Origin of the sequence: Streptomyces sp. NPDC007896 (assembly GCF_042959425.1) — a bacterium.
GTDB lineage: Bacteria > Actinomycetota > Actinomycetes > Streptomycetales > Streptomycetaceae > Streptomyces.
Genome location: NZ_JBIBKX010000014.1, coordinates 93,867 through 115,638, shown reverse-complemented (window position 1 = coordinate 115,638; position 21,772 = coordinate 93,867). Strand labels below are relative to the sequence as shown.

Genomic DNA, 21,772 nt, shown 5'->3' with positions numbered 1-21,772 from the left:
CCGCGGGAATCGACGACTCGGCGGGTTCAGGCCTGGTACTCGGTGAGATCGATGGCGTGAACGAACAGTGGATAGCCGTACACCGGGTGCGTCGTCTCGCGCTCCAGCGTCATACCGAGCTTGCGGATGACGTTCTCGGACGCGTCGTCCCCCGGTCGGGTGATGCTGATGACGCGGTCGAGGCCACGGTCCTGGAGGGCGAACTCCAACGTGGCATGGGCGGCTTCGGAGGCGTACCCCTGACCCCAGAACGGTGAGCCGAGCCGCCAGCTGATGGCGACGGCGGGCAGTACCTCCGGCAGGAACTCGGGCACGGACAGGCCCACGAAGCCGGCCAGTTCGCCGGAGGCCAGCAGTTCGACGGCGAAGAGGCCGAATCCCTCCTCGTCCCATTCCTCTTCCCACTGTTCGATGGCCTCTGCCGTGTGGTCCAGGTCGCGAACGGAACCGTCGTCGATCCAGTGCATGACGCGGGGGTCGGCATTGATGTCCGCCATCGGCACGAGGTCGTCGTCGGACCAGCGGCGGAGGAGGAGGCGGGGCGTGTGGATCTCGGTCATGGCGCCCATCCTGCCCGACGGGTGACCCCGGGCCGACGGCGGCAGCGCCAAGACCGTGCTGTCGGTGTCCGGGAGGGCCCTCAACGGCGGGTGGGACGGGACAAGAGGTCGGTGACCAGTTCGCGGACCGCGTCCCGGGCGGTGGCGTGCAGCGCGCCGACGGCCGTGCGACGCAGGTCGTCGAGGACCTGTTCGACGTGGGAGTTGGAGTCGGAACCGGCGTCGTACTCGATGCTCTCGGTGAGTACGTCGTACCCGTCGCGGACGGCGACTCGCAGGCGTGTTCCTCCGGTGTCGGCGGTGTGCAGAGCGGCGGCGACGACCAGCGGCGGCGGACCCCCCGCTTCGCCGGCCAGCTTGCGGTAGGCGCTGGTGATCGGATCGCGCCAGCGGAGGCCGAGCAGCAGGTGGCCCTTGGCCAGTACCTCGGACAGGTCGGTCTCGTAGACGCTGTCCGGTTCCAGGACCACCGCGCGGGCTTCCAGGACGAGTGCGGCGGGCAGCAGGCAGCGCAGGGTGCTCCCGACGATGTTGCCGCCGACGGTGGCCGTGCGGCGCACGGCTCCGGTCCCCACGGTGGCGGCCGCCCTGCGCAGGGCTTCGGGCACGCGGTCGTCGATCCGGTTCAGTATCACGGCCCCGCCCAGCGTCTCGCGGCCGATCGCATTGGCCTCCGGCAGGTCGCGCAGCGACATCGCCTGCTCGGGGAAGCCGTCCCGCTGCCAGGTGGCCCACACCAGGGTCGCGCCGCCTATGGGCACCGCCCCCTCGGCCATGCACTCCTGGGCTGCGGAAACGGACGTGGGCAGACGCAAGAGCACGGCAGCCGACCTGCTTTCGGGGGAATGGGCGGCCGAGTACGCACTACCTCAGCCCTATGACCGTCGACATGGCGCATTTTCCCCCAGCACGCAGGGGCGCGTACAGGGCTCACGGCATCACCCGATGCGCCTCTTGCCCACGGTTCAGCCGCGCTCGCCGCCGAACACCCCCAGGATGCGCTCGGCGGCCAGCGTGGCCGTCAACCCCCCGTCCCGGACCTGCTGTTCGAGGCCCGGGGCGAGGGCGCGTACGGCCGTGTCGGCGTGCAGGCGGCCGAGGAGTTCGTCGCGGACCATCGTCCACGTCCAGTCCACCTGCTGGTCGCGGCGCTTGGCGGCGAGACGGCCGGTGGAGGCGAGGAGCGTGCGGTGCTGTTCGAGGCGCTCCCAGACCGTGTCCAGGCCGGTCGACTCACGGGCGCTGCAACTCAGTACCGGCGGGGTCCAGGCGGCGTCGGCGGGATGCATCAGCCGCAGCGCGCCCGCCAGCTCCCGTGCCGCGCCCCGGGCGTCCCGCTCGTGCGGTCCGTCCGCCTTGTTGACCGCGATGACGTCCGCCAGTTCCAGGACGCCCTTCTTGATGCCCTGCAACTGGTCGCCGGTGCGGGCCAGAGTCAGGAGCAGGAAGGAGTCGACCATGTTCGCGACGGCGGTCTCGGACTGGCCGACGCCGACCGTCTCCACCAGGACCACGTCGTAGCCGGCCGCCTCCATCACCACGATCGACTCGCGGGTCGCCTTGGCGACCCCGCCGAGCGTGCCCGCGGTGGGGGAGGGGCGCACGAAGGCCGCCGGGTCGACGGCCAGGCGTTCCATGCGCGTCTTGTCGCCCAGGATCGAACCACCGGTCCGGCTGGAGGACGGGTCGACGGCGAGCACCGCGACCCGGTACCCGAGCGAGGTGAGCAGGGTGCCGAACGCGTCGATGAACGTCGACTTGCCCACACCGGGTACGCCGCTGATCCCGATCCGCCGCGCCTTCCCGCTGTGCGGCAGCAGCTCGGTCAGCAACTCCTGTGCCAGAGCGCGGTGTTGGGGCTTCGTCGACTCCACGAGCGTGATGGCGCGTGCCACCAGCGCCCGCTTCCCGTCGAGTACGCCCTTCACATAGGTGCCGAGGTCGATCGCCATGGGGGTCAGAGGTCGTGGCCGAGGTCGGCGGACAGCCGCTGCACCAGGTCGTACGCCGCGTCCGGGATCACCGTCCCGGGCGGGAAGACGGCCGCCGCGCCCATCTCCAGGAGCGTGGGCACGTCCTGCGGCGGAATCACCCCGCCGACCACGATCATGATGTCCTCCCGGCCCTCCTCCGCGAGCTGCTCCTTCAACGCCGGTACGAGGGTGAGGTGTCCGGCGGCCAGCGAGGACACCCCGACGATGTGCACGTCCGCCTCGACGGCCTGGCGCGCCACCTCGCCCGGGGTCTGGAACAGCGGGCCGACGTCGACGTCGAAGCCGAGGTCGGCGAAGGCGGTGGCGATCACCTTCTGGCCGCGGTCGTGCCCGTCCTGGCCCATCTTGGCGACCAGGATGCGGGGCCGACGGCCCTCGGCCTCCTCGAAGGAGGACACCAGGGTGCGGGTGCGTTCGACGGACGGCGACTCGCCGGCTTCGGTGCGGTACACACCCGAGATCGTACGGATCTGGCTCGCGTGCCGCCCGTACACCTTCTCCAGCGCGTCGGAGATCTCACCGACGGTGGCCTTCGCGCGGGCCGCGTTCACCGCCAGCTCCAGCAGATTGCCGGTGCCTTCGGCGGCCCGTGTCAGGGCGTGCAGCGCGTCCTGGCAGACCTGTTCGTCGCGCTCCGCGCGCAGCCGCCGCAGCTTCTCGATCTGCTGGGTGCGTACGGAGGAGTTGTCGACCTTGAGGACGTCGATCTGCTCGTCGGTCTCCACCCGGTACTTGTTCACGCCGATGACCGGCTGGCGTCCGGAGTCGATCCGGGCCTGGGTGCGGGCCGCGGCCTCCTCCACCCTCAGCTTCGGGATACCGGCGTCGATGGCCTGCGCCATGCCACCCGCCGCCTCGACCTCCTCGATGTGCTGCCAGGCCCGGCGCGCGAGGTCGTACGTCAGCTTCTCGACGTACGCGCTGCCGCCCCACGGGTCGATCGCCCGGGTCGTACCCGACTCCTGCTGGATCAGCAGCTGCGTGTTGCGGGCGATGCGCGCCGAGAAGTCGGTGGGCAGGGCGAGCGCCTCGTCCAGCGCGTTGGTGTGCAGCGACTGGGTGTGCCCCTGCGTCGCCGCCATCGCCTCCACACACGTACGCGTCACGTTGTTGAACACGTCCTGCGCGGTCAGTGACCAGCCGGAGGTCTGCGAATGGGTGCGCAGGGAAAGGGACTTGGCGTTCTGCGGGTCGAACTGTTTGACCAGCTTCGCCCACAGCAGCCGCGCGGCCCGCATCTTGGCGATCTCCATGAAGAAGTTCATGCCGATGGCCCAGAAGAAGGAGAGCCGAGGCGCGAACGCGTCCACGTCCATCCCCGCCGCCCGCCCCGCCCGGATGTACTCCACCCCGTCGGCCAGCGTGTACGCCAGCTCCAGGTCGGCCGTCGCACCCGCCTCCTGGATGTGGTAGCCGGAGATGGAGATGGAGTTGTAGCGCGGCATCCGCTGCGAGGTGAAGGCGAAGATGTCGGAGATGATCCGCATCGACGGCTTCGGCGGATAGATGTAGGTGTTGCGGACCATGAACTCCTTGAGGATGTCGTTCTGGATGGTCCCGGCCAACTTCTCGGGCGGTACGCCCTGTTCCTCCGCCGCCACGATGTACAGCGCGAGCACCGGCAGCACGGCGCCGTTCATCGTCATCGACACGGTCATCCTGTCCAGCGGGATGCCGTCGAAGAGCTGCCGCATGTCGTAGATCGAGTCGATCGCCACGCCCGCCATGCCGACGTCACCGGTCACCCGCGGGTGGTCGCTGTCGTAGCCGCGGTGCGTGGGCAGGTCGAAGGCGACGGACAGGCCCTTCTGGCCGGCCGCGAGATTCCGCCGGTAGAAGGCGTTGGACTCCTCGGCCGTGGAGAAGCCCGCGTACTGACGGATCGTCCAGGGCTGGTTGACGTACATCGTCGGGTACGGGCCGCGCAGATACGGGGCGATGCCCGGGTAGGTGCCGAGGAAGTCCAGGCCCTCCAGGTCCTGCCCGGTGTACAGCGGCTCGACCGCGATGCCCTCCGGGGTCTCCCACAGGAGATCGGCCCCGCCCGTGGCCTTCTTGACGGCGTCGCGCCACTCGTCGCTCCCGCCGTCGGCCTTCGGGACCCCCAGCCCGATCCCGGAGAAGTCGGGGATTCCCATCGCTGCCATCAGGACACTCCCATGCGGTCGAGGGTGGCGGAGAGCACGGCGACGGCGTCGCACCCCGCGAAGACATAGGCATCGACATCCGGGTACTGCCCGGGGCGGCCCGCGAGGGACACGTGCCCGGCGCCCGTCGCCTTCAGCGCCCCGGCGACCTCCGCGGCCCGCTCCTCGTACAGCGTGTCGCTGGAGCACAGACAGACCTCGGTGGCACCGCTGTCCTCGAAGGCGCCCTCGGTGACGGGCTCGATGCCACCCGCCTGGAACAGGTTCGAGGCGAAGGTGAGGCGGGCGGTGTGCGCGGCGGCCGGGCCGAGGGCGGCCAGGAAGATCCGCGGCCGGGAACCGGTCGCCGCAAGGTGGGCGTCGGAGCGGGCCCGCAGCGCCTCGAACGCCTCGTCGCGCCGCACCCGCGGCAGCCCGCCGGACGGCGGTACGGGGGCGGCTGCGCGTTCTACGAGGCGTTCGGCGAGGTTCGGGAACTCGCTGACCCCGGTGACGGGTTCGCGCCGCTTGGCGAGCTTCGCGCTGCGCGCCTGCCAGGTGTGGGCGAGGTCCTGGCCGAGCCGGCCGGAGCGCAGGGCCGCCGCCTGGCCACCCTCCCCCTCGATCCGCTGGAAGAACTCCCAGCCCGCGTGGGCGAGTTCGTCAGTGAGCCGCTCCACGTACCAGGAGCCGCCCGCCGGATCGATCACCCGGGACAGATGTGACTCCTCGACCAGGATCGTCGAGGTGTTGCGGGCGATCCGCCGGGCGAACGCGTCCGGCAGGCCGAGCGCGTGGTCGAAGGGCAGCACGGTGACGGCGTCGGCGCCGCCCACCCCGGCGGCCAGCGTGGCGACCGTCGTGCGCAGCATGTTCACCCAAGGGTCGCGGCGGGACATCATCACCGGCGAGGTCACCGCGTGCTGCACCTGCCCGGCCGGGGCCCCGCAGACCTCGGTCACCCGCGCCCAGAGCCGGCGCGCCGCCCGCAACTTGGCGATGGTCAGGAACTGGTCGGCGGTGGCCGCGTACCGGAACTCCAGCTGCCCGCAGGCCTGTTCGACACTCAGCCCGGCCTCGGTCAACTGCCGCAGATAGGCGACACCGGTCGCCAGCGAGGCGCCCAGCTCCTGCGCGGCCGAGCCGCCGGCCTCGTGGTACGGCAGCGCGTCCACGGTCAGCGCCCGCAGCCCCGGGTACTCCTCGGCGCACAGCCCCGCGAGAGCGGCGACGGGCGCGAAGTCGAACCCGCCGTCTCCCGTACGGGCCTCGTGGCCCAGCGGGTCGGCTCCCAGGTTGCCGCGCGCCGCCTCCTTGGCGACCCCGCGCTCCTGGTAGAGCCGTAGCAACTCGCGTGCGGCGGGCTCGACTTCACGTCCCGCGTCGAGGACGACGGGCGCCAGGTCGAGATAGACGCCGTCGAGGACGCGGTCGAGCGAGGACACCGCGATGCCGCCCGCACCGGCGACCAGCCAGAGCGAGGTGACGCCGTTCTCCAGGTCCGCGAGGACCGCCGCGCCGTCGGCGGCCGTGTGCTGCTGGCGTACGTCCCAGCCGCCGAGGGTGTTGCCCTCGGGGCGCCCGCCCCGTACGAAGGGAGCGAAACCGGGCAGGCCGGGATCGGGCGCGGAGTCGTCCGCGGTGTACAGGGGCCGGGCGCGAAGCCCGTCCTCCAGCGTGGTGGACAGGGCGTCTTCCGCTGCTGCGCCCGAGACTTCCTTGCCCGACTTTCGCAGGACGCCTTCAACCAGGCGTTGCCACTGCTCATGGGTCGCGTCAGGGAACTCGGCGGCCAGCGAGAGCCCGTCGTCAGGCAGGACCGTCATGCTCGGATGTTAGGCCAGATCCGCAGGTGAGCAGCAGAGGACGCGGCTGTGACCTTGACCTCCCAGGGGTGGTCTTGATCAACAGGCCGTGTTCGTACTACGGCATCACACGGATCGCGGACAGTGCCGGTGCCGTGGAGCGAGGAGGGCGACCTTGTCCTGATGGCCTCAGCGGTCGGGGAGTGTTCCCAGAAACCGTATGTGGGGGCGGTCGACAGTGCCTTCGCTCGTGACGGTGACGATGGCTCGTACGCCGTAGACGTCGGCGATCAGGGCCTCGGTGAGCGTCTTTGCCGGGGTGCCGCAGGCGACGACCCGGCCCTGCCCGAGGACGACGATCCGCTCGCAGTACATGGCGGCGAGGTTGAGGTCGTGCAGGGCGACGACGCTGGTGACGCGGAGTTCCGCGATCAGGGCCAGCAGGTCGAGCTGGTGCTGGATGTCGAGGTGGTTGGTGGGTTCGTCGAGGAGGAGTTCGCGTGGTTCCTGGGCGAGCGCGCGGGCGATCTGGACGCGCTGGCGTTCGCCGCCCGAGAGCGTGTGCCAGGAGCGGTCGGCCTTGTCGGTCGGGTCCGTACGCTCCAGCGCGGTGCGAACGGCCCTCTCGTCGGCCGGAGTCGAGGGCGACCAGGCGCGCCGGTGAGGGATGCGGCCAAGACGTACGACGTCGAGCACGGTCAGGTCGACCTGGGTGTCGACCTGCTGTTCGACGACGGCGACGCGCCGGGCGACGGCCCGGCGGCCGAGGTCGCCGAGCGGATGCCCGTCGAGGGTGACGACGCCGGAGGCGGGAGTCAGGACACCGGCGAGCAGACGCAGCAGGGTGGACTTGCCGGAGCCGTTGGGGCCGAGCAGACCCGTGATGGATCCAGGAAGGGGCGTCAGGTCGACGCCGTCCAGGATCAGCCGCCCGGCGGCGGTGCGGGAGACACGGTCGGCACCGAGCGTCATCGGGTCACCCTTCGGGTGCGGTACAGGATCAGCACGAAGCCGGGCACGCCGATCAGCGAGGTGACCACACCCACCGGCACCTCCTGCGGGTCGAGTGCGGTACGGGTCACGGTGTCGGCCCAGACCAGGAAGACCGCCCCGGCGAGCGCGGTCACCGGCAGCAGCCGGGCGTGTCCGGGGCCCCCGAGCGCGCGTGCGGCGTGCGGCAGGACGAGGCCGACGAAGCCGATCGCGCCGGCCACGCTGACGAGTGCGGCGGTCAGCAGCGCCGTGACGCACAGGAGCACCAGCCGGGTACGGGCCACGGAGACACCGAGGGAGGCCGCGGCTTCCGGCCCGAACGCGAAGGCGTCGAGTGTGCGCGCGTGTCCGAGGCAGACCAGCAGGACGATCGCGAGGACGGCCGCGCACAGCCATACGTCGGTCCAGTCCGCTCCGCCGAGTGAGCCCAGCAGCCAGAACAGGACACCGCGGGTGGTCTCGGCGTCGGCCGCCGTCATCACCACGAGGGAGGTGAGTGCGGAGAACAGCTGCATGGCGGCGACCCCGGCGAGCACCACCCGATCGGTCGTGCCGCCGACGGTGTGGCTGAGCAGCAGCACCAGGGCGAAGGAGCACAGCGCGCCCACGAAGGCGCCCCCGGAGACGGACAGCACTCCACCGTCGGCGCCCAGCACCACGACCACGACGGCCCCGGTCGAGGCCCCGGAGGAGACGCCGAGGACGAAGGGGTCGGCGAGCGGGTTGCGCAGCAGGGACTGCATGACCGCCCCGCACACCGCGAGCCCGGCGCCGCAGACCGCGGCGAGCAGGGTGCGCGGGAGCCGCAGGTTCCACACGATGCCGTCGCGGATCGGGGTCAGTTCCGGAGCTCTGCCCCCGAGGTGGGAGGCCACCGCGGACCAGACCTCCCCGACGCCTATGTCCGCGGGGCCGATGGTGATGGCCACCGCCACGGACGCGACGAGCACGGCGAGCCCGGCCGCCGTACGCACCACGGCGGTCATGGCGGCGGTGGTCACCCGGCGAGCCCGTACTCGCGCAGCGCCGCGGCCACCTTCTCGACACCTTCGACCGTGCGGATGGTCGGGTTCATCGCCTGCCCGCTGAGCAGCACGTACCGTTTGTTCTTCACCGCGTCCATGTTCTTGGTGGCCGGATTGGTCTCCAGGAACTCGATCTTCTTCGCGGCGGTCTCGGCGGTCTGCGACCTGCGGGTGAGGTCACCGATCACCAGGACGTCGGGATCGCGGTCGGCGACGGTCTCCCAGTTGATCTGGGGCCATTCCTGCTTCGTGTCGGCGAAGACGTTCTTCGCGCCGAGGGCGTTGGTGATGATGCCGGGCGCACCGCAGCAGCCCGCCATGTACGGGGCCTCCTGGTTGGCGAACCAGTAGAGGACCGTGGTGTCGGACGCGTCGATCCCGTCGGTGGCCTTCGCCACCCGTGCCTTGAGGTCCGCGACGAGCTTGGCGCCGCGCTCCTCGACGCCGAAGACCTCGGCCAGGTCGCCCACTTCGCCGTAGACCGCATCCATGGTCAGCGGCTCGGTGCGCACTCCGTCGCCGTCACCGCTGTTGTCCTTGCCCTCGCAGTCGGCGGGGGACAGGTAGGTGGGCACGCCCAGTTCCTCGAACTTCTCGCGCGGAGCCACACCGCCCTTGGCCAGTGTGGAGGCGAAGGAGGCGGCGACGAAGTCGGGTTCGGCGTCGAGGACCTTCTCGAAGGAAGGGGCGTCGTCCGCGAGTCGGGGCACCTTCCCGTTGGCCTTCGCCAAGCCCTTCATGACCGGGTCGGTCCAGGTGGCGGTGCCCACCATGCGGTCGGCGAGGCCGAGGGACAGCATGATCTCGGTGGTGCCCTGGTTCAGGGACACGGCCCGCTTCGGCGCGGAGGCGATCGCCACCTTCCGGCCGCAGTTGTCGAGCGACACCGCACCGGTGGATTTCGGCGACTTGCTTCCGTCGGCGGACGAGCCGCCGCCACAAGCGGTCAGCAACAGGGCTCCGGACAGGAGCAGGGCACAGCGGCGGGCTGGGCGCGCAACGGGCACGTGACATCCTCTGGCGTCGAGGGCCCAGTCGCGGGGCCCGTTCGTACGGTCCGCCAGCAGGTCTTCGGACTCGGGATCGTCCGGACGAGGCGCCTTCCCGGACTCCGGTCACGTACGACCGCCGTCCAGTGGCTTCGTGTTGCCCCGCCCGTCACCCTTACCGCTGCGCGTCAGCTCCGGATTCACACCGGATTCCCTTGACTGGCCTCGGCAAATTATCACGCCCCCATCGGCCTCGCCTTCAGCACGATTGTTAGCCTTGGCTGTGATCCAATTCCCCGTGCCCGGCCAGGGCTTGCGATGAGCGCCGTCGGCTCCTTCCCGCTCGGTGCCGCGACCACGCTCGCCGAACTCGCCGCGGATCCGCATCCGCGACTGGCCCGGCTCCGTGCGCATGAGCCCGTTTCCTGGCTGCCCGAGCTGGACGGCTGGCTGGTGACCCGTCGCGATCTCGCGCTGAACGTGATGCGGGACCCCGTGACCTTCACCGTCGACGACCCCCGGTTCTCCACCGCGCAGGTCGTCGGCCCGAGCATGCTGTCCCTGGACGGAGACGAGCACGCCCGCCACCGGGAGCCCTTCTCCGCTCCCTTCCGCCCCAGGGAAGTACGCGACGGCTTCGCCTCGTTCATCGAGCGGGAGACCGACCGGCTCATCACCGCGCTGGAACCGGCGGGCGCCGTCGAACTGCGACGTGCCTTCGCCGGCCCGCTCGCCGTCGCCGTCGTGACCGAGGCGCTCGGGCTGGTCGGCACCACCGCGGACACGGTGCTCTCCTGGTACGACTCCATCGTGCGGTCGGTCTCGGACATCACCGCCGGACACGAGGCGGCACCCGCGGGCGCCGAGGCGTACGCGCGGCTACGGGCCGCTGTCGAAGCCACCGTCGCCGGCCGGGGCGCGACTTCGCTCCTGGGCGCCGCCGCCGAGCGGCTGGCGCTGCCAGAAGTGGCGTCCAACGCCGCGGTGCTGATGTTCGGAGGGATAGAGACCACCGAGGCGATGATCACCAACGCGCTGCTGCACCTGCTGCGACACCCCGGCCAACTCGCCCTTGTCCGCGATGACGTCGACCTGCTGGACGGCGCGATCGAGGAATCGCTGCGCCTCGAACCCGGAGCGGCGGTCGTGGACCGGTACGCCACCCGTGACACCGTCCTCGGCCAGGCAACGATCCGCCGGGGTGAACTGGTCACCGTCTCCCTGGCGGGCGCCAACCGCGACCCGGCCGTCTTCCCCGATCCCGATCGGTTCGACGTCCGCCGCGAGAACGCGCGTCTCCAGCTGGCCTTCGCACACGGCCCGCACTACTGCCTCGCCGCGCACCTCGCCCGACTGGAGACCCGTATCGCCCTTCAGCGCCTGCTCGAACGCCTCCCCGCCCTGCGCCTCGACCCGGCCCACCCGACCACTCCGCACGGGCTGGTCTTCCGTAAGCCGTCCACCCTGCATGTCCTGTGGGACGGCCCCGCCTGATCAGCGTGACACCAGGGTGCGTCGCAGGGATCTCATGAAGGGCCGCAGAAGCCATCGCCGGGCGGGTACCTCGACGTACTCGTGGAGGAGCCAGGCGAGTGCCAGGGACACCGCGAAGGCGGTGAGCGCACCGATCGGCGACGGCTTGAACAGGTGCTGCCCCGCGCGCAGCACGAGCAGGTGGACCATGTAGAAGGCGAAGGAGAGTTCACCCAGTCGGACGAGGGCCGGATGTCGCCACAAGCTGGGCAGGCCGCGTACGTCGGCGAGGGCGGCCGCGGGGATCAGACAGGTGAAACCGACCAAGGTGCAGGCGACGCAGGCGTACGATCCGCCGACCTGGGAGACCAGGAAGTAGCCGATGATCGTCAGGGCCACCGACGCCTCCAGGCCGGGGCCGCGCCAGCGGCCGAGGAGTACGAGGCGGGCCACGGCGACTCCGAGGACGAACTCCGGCAGCCGGGCGGCGGGGAAGGAGTACAGGGTGCGGCCGACACCCAGGTGCAGGTCCGCCCGGGTCAGGATGAGCACGGTCAGGACGCTCGCGCCGGCGAGCGCGGTCGCGGTGAGGGCCCCGGCGTACCGCAGCAACAGGGCGAACGCGGGGAAGGTCGCGTAGAAGAACGCCTCGCACGCGAGGGACCAGCTGACGGGGTCGAGTGTCTGCCACCACGGGTGCCACCAGGAGTGGACGAGAAGCAGATTCGCCGCGCTGCCAGCCGGCTTGCCCATGCCCATGACGAACACCGCGATACAGGCCGTGACCAGGTGGACGGGGTAGAGGCGGGCGAAGCGGCGGCGCCAGAAGGCCGTGGGGCGGTCGTCGGACCGGGCGGACCAGGCGAGGACGAAGCCAGAGAGCAGAAAGAAGAAGGAGACCCCGGTGGAGCCCGCCCCGAAGCCCCAGTCGGCGAAGTGACGGGCCTGCCCGTTGAAGTAGCCCAGGTTGCGGGTGTGCAGGCAGAAGACGAGAAGGGCCGCCACCCAGCGCAGACCGGTGAGGGAGGGCAGCGGACCGGGATGGGTCACCTCGCGGCGGTGAGTCTTCGATCGGACCGGCGATTCGGATTGCTCCGGCTCGGCGAAGGAAGACTTGCTCACGATGGGACCGCCTGTGTTGGTCAAGGAGAGGTGCTCGCTGGGGGACTGGAGTGTTGAACTGGGCATGTTTGGGGTGGTTGTCGTCGACGCGTCTTCCCCGAGGAGCCGGTAAGTATGCGTGTCGAATTACCGTTCGATCTGGTGATGGGTGTCTGCCGCTGCAATGCCGTGTCAAGGTGTGAACGCCTGGTCGGACGCTGGGTCACCCTCTATCTGACGGTGGACGGGACACCTTCGGGCCACGGGATGGCCGATGGACTGTGACACGCGCGGGGACCCGCGTCGCGTTCGGAGCGCCGGGAACCAGGGCCACTGGACGGGGTGCGGTACGACGGCCACCGCGGCGCACGCACGCGCACGCAACGCCACCCGCAGTCCGTAGGAGCGGCCGAGCGGGCCGCGGGTACGGCGCGTTCCGGGGTGGTCCCGCAGCGGGACGGGCGCCGGCCCGGGGGGCGGCGCTCAGCAGCGCCACCAGGAACTACGGGCTCGCGGCGGAGGCGACCGGTCCGGCGACGTCGGCAGCCCCGGTCGGACACCCGGTGAACGCCTGTGCCGGTCGGCACGCCGATCCGCGCCACGCGGGTGCACCGGGTTCCGGGTCGATCGAAGCGCCAAGGCGGTCGCCCCCCCGGGGAGCGGGGCGACGACCGCCTTGGGCCCAATGCCGGCGGGGTACGGTCGGCCGTACCCCGCGTCTGTGACCCTCTGTGACCCTTACGACTTCGCCCCGGAGACCTCCGCGGGCCGCTCGGCCGGCCCGCCGGCCACCGGCGCCGCCGAGCGCGCCACCCGCTGGCGGGGCAGGAAGGCGGCGAGCGCGAGAGCGAGGAGGGCGGCACCGGCGCCGATGGCCATGACCACCATGAAGCCGTTCTCCGAGGGCAGGGCGGTGGTGCCGAGATCGGCGGTCATCTGCGCCAGGACGACACCGGCGATGGCGCTGGCGAAGGACGTACCGATGGACCGCATCAGGGTGTCGAGGCTGTAGCCCGCGGCGACGATGACGGCGCCGAGCATCAGCGTGGCCTTGGGACCCTTGGCCTTGGTGATGGCGGCGGACAGCGGCGCCATCGCCATCATCACCAGACCCTGCGGGGCGAGGACCAGGCCGACGGTCATCATGGACTTGCCGAGGCCGTAACCGGTCTGGTCCAGGTGTGCGCCGATGCCGACGCCGAGCCGACGTCGAACGCCCCCGGGCCTGCGGTGGGCGACAGGCGCGGGAGAGTTCGGCCGGGCACTCAGCGCGAGGTGAGTCTCCACAGGTGGTCAGCGGTGCCGTTGTCGTCCCACTGGAGGACTTGGGCGCCGGACGAGGTGCTCATGTTGGTGACGCCGAGCAGGAGGCCGCTGTTGTAGTTGGCGATCTTGTAGTAGCCGTTGTCGGCCGGGATCAGCTGCCAGAGGTGGTCGCTGGTGCCGTTGTCGCCCCAGATCAGGGCCGTATCTCCGGCAGCGGTGCTCATGCCGTTGACGCCGAGCAGCAGACCACTGGCCTGGTTCACGATCTTGTAGAGGCCCGAACCCGCCGACACCAGCGTCCAGTTCTGGTCGGTGCCGGTGGTCGAGGTGGCCTGGACGACGGCGGTGCCCTGTGCGGTGCCCGCGCTCTGTGTGTCCAGCGCGAGCCCGCTGTTCTTGTTGGTGATCTGATAGCGCCCGGCGAGCGAGGCGGACGTACCGCTGGGCGTGACGACCAGGTGGTAGCCGTCGGACGCGTTCATCGCGACGGGGACGGTGAGGGAGCCGTTGCTGACCGGATAGTCGCTCTCGGAGATGGTGTACGGGGCGGAGACGGCCGTGGTGCGGCCCTTGGACGGGGTGTACTCCAGCTTGACGTGCACCGTGGCGCCGAAGCCGGACAGGGAGCCCAGTCCGTTCACCGTGACGGCCGTCGAACCGGTGCCTCCGCCGAAGATCACGCTGATCTGCCGCCCGTCACCGGTGAGCGAGGCGGCGCCGTCGATGCCGGTCTGCGCCGGGGGAGTGGTGGTGAGCATGTTCCCGGACATGTCGCCGTACCACTTGTAGAGCCAGTAGGAGCCGTTGGGCGATCCGCCGGTGTCGGTGAGGGTGTCGCCAAGGGTTCCGTAGTGGTTCCAGAAGGCGAGTTCCGCGTCGTGGACGCCCGCGCGCTCGAACTTGGCGGCGTAGCCGACGAGGGCGCCGGGTATCCCCATCTCGCTCGGTGTCGCGTACTCCTCGATGGAGATCGGCCGCGGGCTGATGCCGAGGCCGCTCTCCAGGGAGCGGTACGCGGAGACGTGCGCGGCGATGTCCTTGCTGCCCTGGAGCTCGTGCCAGGCGATGACGTCCGGGACGGTGCCACTGGCCTTGGCGTCGGTGAGGAACTGGCTCATCCAGCTCTGGTTCCACGCCGAGTAGCTGGGACCCTGGAGGGGAGTGGTGGCGTCCTTGGCGCGTACCTCCTTGTACGTGCGTGCCCAACCCGCGTCGAAGGCACCGGCGTTGGTGGTGTCCCAGGTCCAGTCCGGCTCGTTCCACAGCTCGTACGCGCTGATGTTCCCGGCGCCGGCGGACTTGACCGAGGCGACCTGGGTGTCGACGGCGGACAGCCAGTCGCTCCAGCTCACCCACTTGTAGGGGAAGTCGGGGTACCAGTCGGGCATCCGGACGACGACCTTCGCGCCGGCCCTGGCGGCCTTGGGGGCGACGACCAGGGAGTCGCCGGCGGGGCTTGGCTCACCGTTGGGCAACTGGTGGCCGCCGGGTGCCATCTGGACGAAGGTGTTCGGCTTCAGCGGCTGGACGAGGCTGTCGGCCGGGGTGCTCGCGTCGGCGAGGCCGTAGAGGCTGCCCGTGGCGACATGGGTGACGGACCGCAGGGTCTGGGCGGCGTTGACGACCAGGGTCGTGGACGCAGTGGGGGCCGCCTGGGCGGGTGTGCCCGTGAGGGCGGTCGCGGCGGTGGCCAGGACCGTCGCCACAACGGCGGCGGCCGTACGGTCGAACGGCCTTCTGGGCGTGCGTGGCTGAGATCTCGGAACAGGCATGGGTGGCGGCTCTCCTGACGGATGAGGAGGTGGATGGGGGGGCTGACGTCCCGGTCAGTCCTTGACCGCGCCCGCGGTGACCCCGGCGGCCACGTACCGCTGCGCGAGGACGAGCAGGACGGCGGCGGGTACGGACGCGACGACGGCGGTGGCCATGATCGCGTTCCATTCCTGGTTGTTGTTGCCGATGTAGTGGTAGATGCCGAGGGTGATCGGGCGAAGATCGCCGCCGCCGTCGAGGGTGTTGGCGAAGACGAAGTCGGACCAGGCCCACAGGAAGCTGAACAGCGAGACGGTGACCACGGCGTTGCGGCTCACCGGCAGGACGACGGACCAGAAGGTTCGCCAGGTACCCGCGCCGTCGATGCGGGCGGCGGCGGTGAGCTCGTCGGGGATGCCCGACATGAACGCCGTGAAGATCATGACGCCGAAGGGCACGGCGATGGTGGAGTCCGCGATGATCAGGCCCCACCAGGAGTTCAGCAGGCCGAGGTTGAGGAAGATCCCGTAGAACCCCATCGCCATGACGATGCCGGGGATCATCTGGGCGACGAGGAGGGCGAGGCCCATGATGCCGCCGCCGCGGGGGCGGAGTTTCGCCAGTGAGTAGCCGGCCGGTGCGGCGAGGACGAGGGTGGCGGCGACCGTGCCGAGGCCGATGAGCAGACTGGTGCCGAGGTAGGGCATCTGGTCGTGCAGCACGGCCCGGTAGCCCTCGAACGTGGGGTGCAGCGGAAGCAGGTCGGGAGGGGACTTGCGCATGTCCTGCTGCGGGGTGAGGGACACGTTCAGCATCCAGTACACCGGGAACAGCATGATCCCGGTCAGCAGGAGTCCGACGGTGGTGTGACGGCGGGAGCTCGCACGGGACTTCACGCTTCCTGCCTCCTCTGGACGCGGATGTACAGCAGGCCGAAGACGAGGGCGATGAGGATGAGGATGTTGCCGACGGCGGCACCGGGGCCGAAGTGCGGGAGCAGGGTGCCGAACGCGAGCTGGTACGACCAGGTCGCCAGCGTCGACGAGGAGTCGCCGGGACCTCCCTTGGTCATGATCCAGATCAGGTCGAACACCTTGAGCGTGTAGACCAGTCCGAGCAGCAGCGTGATCGCGGAGACCGGCCGCAGCAGGGGGAAGGTGATGCGCCAGAACTGCTGCCGGCCGCTCGCCCCGTCCAGCGAGGCGGCCTCGTACAGCTCCCCGGGGATGTTCTGCAGACCGCTGTAGAGGATGACGAGGTTGAACGGGATACCGATCCAGACGTTGGCGATGACGACCGAGGCGAGCGCCCAGTGCGGCGAGGTCAGCCAGTCGACGGGCGGGACGCCGACGAGGTGCAGGGCGTAATTGACCACGCCCGACTCGCTGTTCAGCATCCAGGACCAGGTCGACGCCGACACGATCAGCGGCAGCAGCCACGGGATGAGGAACAGCGCCCGCAGGGTGGTGGCGAGACGGAAGTGCCGGTTGAAGAAGACCGCGAGCGCCAGCCCGGCCGCGTACTGGAGCGCGATCGACACGAAGGTGAACACCATCGTGTTGCGCAGCGCGGGCCCGAAGGTCGGGTCGTTCAGCACCTGGGAGAAGTTGTCCCAGCCCGAGAACGGCGCGTCGCCCGCCACGAACGAGCGGACCGTGTAATCACGCAGGCTCAGATCGAGGTTGCGGTAGAGCGGATAGAGATAGAAGGCGGCGAGGTAGGCGACGAGCGGGGCGAGAAAGCCCAGCGCGGTCAGCCGGTCCCTGCCGCGCCGACGGCGTGGCGGCACGTCACGCCGGTCGGCGCCGCCCGCCGCTCCCGGCGCGGCCGGGGACCGCTGGGGACGGCGGTCGACTCGGGCGATGGTCATGCGAACTCCTGGATGCGGGTGGCGGTGTCCGGGGCGCGGCCTGTGGTGCCGCGCGCTGTCAGCCCTCGTGCCGGCCGGCCGTGTCAGCCCTTGCTCTTGCCGGCCGCCGTCTGCGCGGCGTCGAGAGCGGTCTCGGGGCTCTTGCCACCGGACAGGGCCGCCTGTACGGCGGTCCACATCGGCTGCGAGATGGTGGGGTACTTCGTGCCCAGACCGCCGCTGGTACGACCACGCGCGGCGGCCACGGCCTCCACCCACGGCTTGAGCTTCGGGTTCGCCTCGACCTGCTGGGCCTGGACCGCCGCGGTGGGCGCGACGTACGTCAGGGCGGTGTCGCTGGCCAGCAGGCTCTCCGAGCTGGTCAGACAGGAGACGATCTTCTTGCTGATGTCGTAGCGCGCGGTGTCCCGCTGCACGGGCACGGTGACGAACTCGCCGCCGGTCGGCACCGGCGCCGAACCGCCGTGCTGTCCGGGGATGCTGACGACCCCGTACGGGAATCCGGCCTTCTCCGCGTTGGCGAGCTGCCAGGTGCCGTTCTCGCCGAAGGCGTAGTCGCCGGTGGCGAACTCCTGCCAGCTGGTGGTCTGGGTGTTGTTCAGGACGTCCTTGGGCGCGAGCCCCTCGTCGACCCACTGCTTCCACAGCGACAGCGCGGCCACGCTCTTCGGCGAGTCGAGGTGGGTGAGGTCGCCGCCCGCGCCCCAGAACCACGGCAGGAACTGGAAGCTGCCCTCCTCCGTGCCGATCGCCGAGAAGGTGATGCCCTTCTTCCCGGCCGACTTGACCTTCTTCAGGGCGGCCGTCAGCGAAGCCCAGTCCTTGATGGAAGCGGGGTCGACGTGGGCGGCGGTCAGGACCTTCTTGTTGTAGTAGAGGGCCAGCGTGTTGGCGCCGATCGGTACGCCGTAGGAGGCGCCGTCGATGGTGCCCGCGCCGATGATGTTCTTCTGGATCGCGGACGTGTACAGACCGAGGTCGCTCGTCTTGTTGAGGATCCCCGCCTCGACCAGCGTGGAGACGACCGGGTTGTCCACGAGCATCACATCGGGCGCGTTGCCCTGCTGGGCGGCCAGCAGCGCCTTGTTGCCCAGGTCGGTGGTGTCGTAGCCGGTGCGCTTGATCTTGACGCCCGCCGAGGTACCGCACTGGGCGATGCGCTTGCCCCAGTCCGAGGAGGCGTCGAACTGCGGGTACGGGTCCCAGAAGGTGTACGTCGCCGACTTGCCGGTGGAGTCGGAGGAACCCGAACCGCCGCCCCCGCAGGCCGTGACGGAGGCGAGGGTGCCGACGGCGACACAGGCGGCGAGGAGAGTTCTGCGGGTGTTTCGCATTGCGGTGACCTCGTTGTCATGAGTGGTCGTGCGGGGTGACGGGGTGATGGGGTGTGCGCCGGTGCCGGGAGGAGGAGGCTGTGGAGGTCGGCCGTGTCAGAAGGTGGGAAGCCAGACGCGCATGCTGCCGTCCTGCCGGTTGGCCCAGGCGTAGTAGGGGATCGCGGTGAGCTCGACGGCCTCGCCCGAGGGTGCGGCGGCGGGGTCGGCGTCGGCGGACCGGTAGGGCCACCAGTCGGTGTCCGGGACCGAGCGGCGATGGCCCGTTGCGACGACGGTGGCGACACCGCCGAGCAGATCCGGCCGCTGCTTCACGGCGAGCGGCCGCGCGGTGTCGATGACGACGTCGTCCAGACCGCCCCCGGGGTGGTCCACCTGCTCCAGGCAGTACACGAGCGGGCCCCGCTCGATCGCCACACAGCCGCGGACCGCGTCCACCCGGGGGTCGGCCGCGGTGAGGCGGGGCTCCAGGCCGAGTTCGACGACGACCCGGTCGCCCGGCGCCCAGGTGCGCTCCAGGCGCAGCCAGCCGTCGGTGACGGGCGCGTCGGCCTGGTCGTACGTCCGGTCGCCGCACCGCACGCGGTAGTCGTGGCACCACCGCGGGATGCGCAGGGACAGCGTCCAGGGCCGCTCCCGCGGGGTCTCCTCGACGGTCAGGGACACCGCGCCGTGCCACGGGTAGTCGGTCTCGGCGGCCACGGTGACGGGCGTGCCGTCGAGGTCACCGCGGTAGCGGCCGGTGACGTACTGGTGGATCTGCAGGCCCTGCCCCTCGGCGTCGGTCGAGGAGAGGTAGTGCTCAAGTCCGGCCAGCAGCCGCATCGCGTTCGGAGGGCAACAGGCGCAGCGGAACCAGCGGGTACGGCGGGCCGACTGGTCGCCACCGGGGTCCGTGTGGCCGTCGCGGACCTGGAGCGGATTGACGTACAGCCAGCTTTCGCCGTCCAGCGAGACACCGGCGAGGAACCCGTTGTAGAGAGTGCGCTCGATCAAGTCGCTGTAGCGGGCCTCGCCGGTGAGCAGGGCCATGCGCCAGCTCCACTGGACCGAGGCGATGGCGGCGCAGGTCTCGCAGTAGGCACGCTCGTTGGGCAGCTCGAACGGGTCGCCGAAGTCCTCCTGGTCGTGGTGCGCTCCGAGACCACCGGTCAGATGGGTCTTGGTCGTGGTCATCGCCCGCCACAACCGCTCGGAGGCGGAGCGCAGTTCGGCGTCGCCCGTCTCCGTGGCCAGGTCCGTCGCACCGGCCAGCAGATACAACTGCCGCACGGCGTGGCCCTCGACGGTGACCGCCTCGCGCAACGGCACACGGTCCTGGCAGTACGCCTCGCCGCCGAGCAGGCCGTGGCCGTAACGATCGACGAAGTAGCCGGCCAGATCCAGATAGCGCCGCTCGCCGGTCTCCCGGTACAGCTCGACCAGAGCGGTCTCCACCTCAGGGTGGCCGTCGACGCCGTCGATCGGCCTGCCGCTGCCGGGAAGGCCGAAGACGGAGTCGATGTGGTCGGCGAACCGTCGTGCCACGACGAGGAGTTCGTCGCGACCGGTCGCACGGTGATGGGCCACCGCCGCCTGGATCAGATGGCCCGCGCAGTACAGCTCGTGTCCCCAGCGCAGGTCCTGGTAGCGCTCGCCGTTCTTGCGGACCTGGAACCAGGTGTTGAGGTAGCCGTCGGACTGCTGGGCGTCGGCGACCAGGGCGATGATCCGCTCCACTTCGGCGGCGAGCTCACGCAGGTCGGGGCTGTTCTTTTCGCCGTCGGCCGGCGGCCCGCTCTGGGCGAGCTGCCAGGAGGCGGCTTCCAGCCATTTGTAGACGTCGGTGTCGACGAAGGGGTAGCCGCCCTGGAACTCGCCCTGGGCCGTGCCGGCCGCCAGGCGCAGGTTGTGCAGGTTTCCCGCGGACTCCAGCAGAGCGGGGCCCTGCGGGATCGAGGTGCGCGCGTTGACCTCGCGGCGGGCGTGCCAGAAGCCGGTGCGTACCTCCGCGGCGGCGGGACGCAGCGCGGCGGGGGTGTCCGGGCCGAGCCGGACCGGGCCCACGGGGGCGGCGCCCTGTTCGGTGGAAGCCGAGACGTCGGTGGGGGAGGACAGGGCGGAGTCTGTGCGCGGCATGGTTCTCCGAGAGCTGGTGGCGGAAGGGGACCGGGCTGCCGGGCAGGGCGCGCGACGGCCCCCGTGCTCGAGAGGCGGGGGGTCCTTGGAACTCGTTTGAGCAACCGTTTTTCCTGCCGAGAAGTAGAGGGCAGCGGGGTAGTCGGGTCAAGGGTCACGACAAGAGATTTTTCTGTTGCCCGGTGGCTGGCACTCACCCCTGGGAGGCTGCGACGATGGACGGGTCGTTGCCGCCCAGGAAAAGGTTTGCTCGTGACCGTTGCTCCAGGTTCCCGCTCCGCCGGCCCGGCGAAGCTCGCCGACGTCGCCGCCCTGGCGGGCGTCAGTGTGGGTACGGCGTCGAAGGCGCTGAACGGCGGCGGGCGGATGCGTCCCGAAACCCGCCAGCGGGTTCTTGACGCCGTCGACGCACTCGGGTTCCGGCCCAACCAGCACGCGCAGAGCCTGCACACCGGGCGGAGCTGGACGGTCGGGCTGATGACGACCGACGGCATCGGCCGCTTCAGCACCCCCGTACTGCTCGGCGCCGAGGACGCGCTCGGAGCCGGCAAGATCTCCGTCCTGCTGTGCGACACCCGCGGCGACGCGATCCGGGAACAGCATCACTTGCGCAACCTCATGGACCGCCGGGTGGACGGCATCATCGTCACCGGGCGCCGTACGGACCCCCGTCCGCCCCTGGACGGCATCGAGGCCGTCCCCATCGTCTACGCGCTCTCGCCGTCCACCGGCCCGGCCGACACCTCGGTGGTCTCCGACGACCGGGGCGGGGCCGTACTGGCCGTCGAGCACCTGCTGGCCACGGGCCGCACGCGCATCGCTCACATCACCGGCCCGGAACACCACGCGGCCGCCCGCGACCGGGCCCGGCACGCGATCGAGCACCTGGAGCGGGCCTCCCTCGGACTCGCGACGGGACGGGTGCACCACGGGGAGTGGAGCGAGGCGTGGGGGCGTCGCGCCGCCGACGCGGTCCTGCGCACGGCACCCGACACGGACGCCTTCTTCTGCGGCAACGACCAGATCGCCCGGGGCGTGGCGGACGCGCTGCGCGAGCGAGGCGTCAACGTGCCCGGTGACATCGCGGTCGTCGGCTACGACAACTGGGACACCATGGCCCTGGCCAGCAGGCCGCCCCTCACCACGATCGACATGGACCTCACCGAGATCGGCCGGATCGCCGCGCTACGACTCCTCGAAGCCATCGACGCCGACCCGGCACCGGGGGTGCACACCGTTCCGTGCCGACTGATCGTCCGCGAGTCCAGCTGAAGCGATCCGAGTTCCGGTGGGTTGGGGGTGGGGGGAACGGTGGAGCAGCCGGAGTTCAGCGTTGTACTGACCGGGACCGGCGGCCGGAGGATGG

The 21,772-nt window shown here is 70.7% G+C and carries 16 protein-coding genes, 1 pseudogene and 1 riboswitch; of the genes and pseudogenes, 2 read left to right on the top strand and 15 right to left on the bottom strand.

The window, feature by feature from the left end; genetic code table 11:
• Positions 1-26: 26 nt before the first annotated feature.
• From ACFZDJ_RS37145 to ACFZDJ_RS37110, 8 genes are all read right to left on the bottom strand, one after another.
• A complete protein-coding gene (locus tag ACFZDJ_RS37145; RefSeq protein ID WP_384908920.1) occupies positions 27-560 on the bottom strand; it encodes a GNAT family N-acetyltransferase in 534 nt (177 codons plus the stop codon).
• Between the two features lie 80 nt (positions 561-640).
• Positions 641-1,381 carry an FAD binding domain-containing protein gene (locus ACFZDJ_RS37140; RefSeq protein ID WP_391065602.1) on the bottom strand — a complete coding sequence of 247 codons (741 nt, stop codon included), beginning with the start codon at positions 1,379-1,381 and terminating at the stop codon, positions 641-643.
• Positions 1,382-1,525: 144 nt separating this feature from the next.
• Positions 1,526-2,512, bottom strand: a complete 987-nt coding sequence (gene meaB, locus ACFZDJ_RS37135) for a methylmalonyl Co-A mutase-associated GTPase MeaB (RefSeq protein WP_391065599.1) — start codon at positions 2,510-2,512, stop codon at positions 1,526-1,528.
• 5 nt (positions 2,513-2,517) lie between these two features.
• Positions 2,518-4,692 (bottom strand): methylmalonyl-CoA mutase, encoded by a 2,175-nt coding sequence (gene scpA, locus ACFZDJ_RS37130; RefSeq protein ID WP_391065985.1) that lies wholly within the window; start codon positions 4,690-4,692, stop codon positions 2,518-2,520.
• A gap of 8 nt (positions 4,693-4,700) precedes the next feature.
• Positions 4,701-6,506, bottom strand: coding sequence for a methylmalonyl-CoA mutase family protein (locus tag ACFZDJ_RS37125; protein ID WP_391065597.1), 1,806 nt, complete (start codon positions 6,504-6,506; stop codon positions 4,701-4,703).
• 168 nt (positions 6,507-6,674) lie between these two features.
• Positions 6,675-7,457: an ATP-binding cassette domain-containing protein gene (locus tag ACFZDJ_RS37120; RefSeq protein ID WP_391065594.1), complete on the bottom strand. Its 783-nt coding sequence runs from the start codon at positions 7,455-7,457 to the stop codon at positions 6,675-6,677.
• Positions 7,454-8,464: an iron chelate uptake ABC transporter family permease subunit gene (locus tag ACFZDJ_RS37115; RefSeq protein ID WP_391065982.1), complete on the bottom strand. Its 1,011-nt coding sequence runs from the start codon at positions 8,462-8,464 to the stop codon at positions 7,454-7,456. The genes ACFZDJ_RS37120 and ACFZDJ_RS37115 overlap by 4 nt, the downstream gene beginning before the upstream one ends.
• A gap of 11 nt (positions 8,465-8,475) precedes the next feature.
• Positions 8,476-9,510 (bottom strand): ABC transporter substrate-binding protein, encoded by a 1,035-nt coding sequence (locus ACFZDJ_RS37110; RefSeq protein WP_391065591.1) that lies wholly within the window; start codon positions 9,508-9,510, stop codon positions 8,476-8,478.
• Between the two features lie 37 nt (positions 9,511-9,547).
• Positions 9,548-9,731, bottom strand: a riboswitch (cobalamin riboswitch).
• A gap of 79 nt (positions 9,732-9,810) precedes the next feature.
• On the opposite strand from ACFZDJ_RS37110, the gene ACFZDJ_RS37105 reads away from it, so the two are divergent.
• The gene (locus ACFZDJ_RS37105) at positions 9,811-10,986 is read left to right on the top strand and encodes a cytochrome P450 (RefSeq protein ID WP_391065588.1); all 1,176 of its coding nucleotides are present in this window, start codon (positions 9,811-9,813) and stop codon (positions 10,984-10,986) included.
• Here the strand turns inward: ACFZDJ_RS37105 and ACFZDJ_RS37100 are convergent, their stop codons facing one another.
• From ACFZDJ_RS37100 to ACFZDJ_RS37070, 7 genes and pseudogenes are all read right to left on the bottom strand, one after another.
• Positions 10,987-12,015, bottom strand: coding sequence for an acyltransferase family protein (locus ACFZDJ_RS37100; protein ID WP_391065585.1), 1,029 nt, complete (start codon positions 12,013-12,015; stop codon positions 10,987-10,989). It lies immediately after the preceding gene.
• Between the two features lie 789 nt (positions 12,016-12,804).
• Positions 12,805-13,242 (bottom strand): annotated as a pseudogene (locus tag ACFZDJ_RS37095) (MFS transporter); the annotation flags it as partial.
• An 89-nt stretch (positions 13,243-13,331) separates the two neighbouring features.
• On the bottom strand, positions 13,332-15,104 hold the full coding sequence (locus ACFZDJ_RS37090) for an RICIN domain-containing protein (protein ID WP_391065583.1): 1,773 nt from the start codon (positions 15,102-15,104) through the stop codon (positions 13,332-13,334).
• Positions 15,105-15,158: 54 nt separating this feature from the next.
• Positions 15,159-15,920 (bottom strand): ABC transporter permease subunit, encoded by a 762-nt coding sequence (locus ACFZDJ_RS37085; RefSeq protein ID WP_391065979.1) that lies wholly within the window; start codon positions 15,918-15,920, stop codon positions 15,159-15,161.
• 56 nt (positions 15,921-15,976) lie between these two features.
• Positions 15,977-16,954, bottom strand: a complete 978-nt coding sequence (locus ACFZDJ_RS37080; RefSeq protein WP_391065580.1) for an ABC transporter permease subunit — start codon at positions 16,952-16,954, stop codon at positions 15,977-15,979.
• A gap of 83 nt (positions 16,955-17,037) precedes the next feature.
• Positions 17,038-18,288, bottom strand: coding sequence for an extracellular solute-binding protein (locus ACFZDJ_RS37075; RefSeq protein WP_391065577.1), 1,251 nt, complete (start codon positions 18,286-18,288; stop codon positions 17,038-17,040).
• A 96-nt stretch (positions 18,289-18,384) separates the two neighbouring features.
• Positions 18,385-20,406: a beta-L-arabinofuranosidase domain-containing protein gene (locus ACFZDJ_RS37070; protein ID WP_391065574.1), complete on the bottom strand. Its 2,022-nt coding sequence runs from the start codon at positions 20,404-20,406 to the stop codon at positions 18,385-18,387.
• Between the two features lie 252 nt (positions 20,407-20,658).
• Between ACFZDJ_RS37070 and ACFZDJ_RS37065 the strand changes: the two genes are divergently transcribed.
• Complete coding sequence (locus ACFZDJ_RS37065; protein WP_385386803.1) at positions 20,659-21,678, top strand: LacI family DNA-binding transcriptional regulator; 1,020 nt, start codon at positions 20,659-20,661, stop codon at positions 21,676-21,678.
• Positions 21,679-21,772 lie beyond the last annotated feature (94 nt).